Origin of the sequence: Mesorhizobium sp. M1E.F.Ca.ET.063.01.1.1 (assembly GCF_003998155.1) — a bacterium.
Lineage (GTDB): Bacteria > Pseudomonadota > Alphaproteobacteria > Rhizobiales > Rhizobiaceae > Mesorhizobium.
In genome coordinates this window covers 1-2,657 of record NZ_RZSC01000784.1, presented here as the reverse complement: position 1 = coordinate 2,657, position 2,657 = coordinate 1, and the positions used below count along the sequence as shown (strand labels likewise).

The 2,657-nt window shown below is 59.8% G+C and carries 1 protein-coding gene; it reads right to left on the bottom strand.

What is annotated here, in order from left to right; all coding sequences use genetic code 11:
* Positions 1–2,632, bottom strand: a 2,632-nt coding sequence (locus EOA29_RS32255; protein ID WP_127222135.1) for a hypothetical protein, incomplete at its 3' end; no start/stop codon positions are given.
* Positions 2,633–2,657: the final 25 nt, after the last annotated feature.

The following is a 2,657-nucleotide window of genomic DNA, read 5'->3' as shown; positions in this document are numbered from 1 at the left end:
CGTCCAGCACGATGATCGCCAACTTGTCCTGCAACCGCGGCGGAATGTCGTTTCGAAGCATCGTCTCAAGTGCCTCAGGGCCCGATGGAAGTGCTTGCCCATCGCTGCGACCGGGAAGCGGGAACTCGGTGCCGAACCAAAAGACCAGATACATTCCGAGTCCGTCGGCGCCCGCATCGGCGGCGTAGCCGGCGAGTTGTTCCAACGGTGCCGACCACAGCTCCCTATTGCAGTGACGCTTGGCCTCAATCGGGAGATTCTTGCCAGCGTGGCTGAGGAGCAAGACGTCAGCCCTGGTATTTTCGCCACGCCGCGCTTCAGGGAGGCTGGCGACAATACCATATCTCTCGAGGCGCACCCGTAGCAGTTCAAGAATCCGATCGCGGTCCTCATTCTCGATCTGCGGCGTGATTGCGGCCCCGTTCTTGTCCGTGTTCCAGAATCGCTTCCACGGTGTTTCACTGCCGGTCCGCAGCGTCGCCCTGTATCGATCGATCTCTTCGAGAGCCACCGCCGCAAGATCAGCCGGGCTAGCTGGAGCGCCGCCCGCTAAGGCTGCGGTGAGATCGCCCACTCGTGGCGCGACATAAAGGTCATCTCGCATCATTCTCGCATGTTCGGCTGCCGCGTGGGCGAGCTGCGGCCTCCAACTTGGGTGAACGTCTGACGCAAGCAATTTAAGGACATCACCAGCATCGGAATTCTTCGACGCGCTCAGTCGGCGGATCGCAGCCCTGACGATACCGCTGACTGTGTTAGAGTGACGCCAATCATCGTCGTCGGCTTCATATGCATTTCCAAGAACGGCAATCCGGAAGCGATCCAGTGCATTGGGTTGCGGCGATCGTTCGTAGAATGCCTCAGCCAGACCCCCGTTCGGCCTCAACAACACGCCTTGGGCTTCCTCCGCAGAGAGTTCAGCGGAGACGGTTGTCGTATCCAGAGCCAGCCGGACAAAACTCCAGATCTCTCGCTGTTCATGGCCGAGATCGGATCGTTGCAGCGCTGATGCGGCGAAGCGGACCAAATCTTCGGAACTGAGTACCGATGCACCTGCGACCAGCGCCTGCCGTAACGCGGGCATCGGTAGGACTGGTCGACTCCTCAGCAGCTCCTGAAGGCAGGCCGCGACGAGCTCATGCTCTTTGGCGCTCATCAGGTGGTGAAGGCCGTCCAGATCATCATCTCCAGCGTCAAGGGCGGCGTTCCAGTACCGCAAGATTTGGCTGACACCGTCCTCCCGATCTTGCGCGAGACGTTGAACCCCCCAGATGGCAAGCGACGGCCCATCCTCGCCGCTGAAATAGTTATGTCGCAGTCCGATTAGCGCGCAGACCAAAGGGGCCGCAGCAAGCTCGGGCTGTCTCCCATGCAACAGGCCTTGATGCAGACCAGCGGCTACAACCCACTCTTGTGGGTGGGCTCTGTTCGTTGCCTCGGCCCGACCAAGGCTCTCGGCATCGACTTTGATGTCGGTGTGAATCGCAAACTGGACGAACCCTTCTGCAATGGCGGCTGCAATCTCATCATTGGTGTATGCTTTGACCTTGGCGAGAGGGTTGTCCTTCTTCGATATCCGCGCATTGCGGTAGTGATCGGCTGCCCACGTCAAAGCACTGAACTCGCTCGCGACGCCGCTTGCAATCGCGGCGGCCTTCGGGGTCAAGGCGGCGATATTGTTCTTCCGTGAGGCTTCCGTCTTGGCTTTTAGTTGGGCCTGCCGCTGCGCCTCTTGCTTCTTCCACTTGGCGTTCGGATCGGAAAGAAGCGACTTTACAAACCCCGCGTAACCACCTTCCTCTTTGAGAATGGCGACAACCTTGCCTTGCCATGTCGGCCAATGCGCCTCTCCGCGCGCAGCATATGCGGCAATTTCAAACAGTCGCCTGCGCCCTGACCCTTTCGCCTCGGTCCGGGCCAGCGCAAAAAGCCCCTCGACCAGGGCCTCTGAAGGAAGGCGGCGCATGGTCGAGATGTAGTGGTTCACAACAACCCAAGGTCCGTCAGAGGGGTCGCCGGTTCGCGACATGGCGAGAACGAAGTCGAGTTCTCTCCGTTGCGGGTCATGGTCCACCCACTTCTGCATCGCCTCGACCACGGTGCTTTCCAGCATGTCCCATTCATGCTCCCGGGCATTGTTTATCCAGGTCCACAGGCGGTCGGCCCCGACATCTGGAGACCGTTCGATGGCGGAAGCCAGCGCCAGATCGATGAAAGAGCGGATTTGTGATTTCTGCCGTAGCGCGCTCGTGGCTCCCTGCGAAATCGGAACATCAAAAAGGTCCTCGGGAGCAGAGCGACGCAGGGCAAAAGCCAGCGATGTCAACGCTCCGCGGTCTTCAATTTCATCATCGTCCGATGGTGCGGGAAGTGCGCTGAAGTCGGCCAGGAGCTTGCGGACCTCGGAAGAATCTATCGCGTCTGCCGGCATACCTGCCAGAAGCCTCGACCTTAGCACCACCTGGCCCGCTACGGCGGGCTGACGTTCCAGTTCAACGATGAGGGTCCGACGTGCGGCGGCTCGATCCTCGCTTGCTCGGAGGATTACTTCCGAGGCGCGTTCCCGCATCCATAATGGTCGACTGTCATCGAGCACGATCGCATGAAGTTTGCTTTGAATGTCCTGTACCACAGGCCCTTCCGAGAGAGCCTGCAAG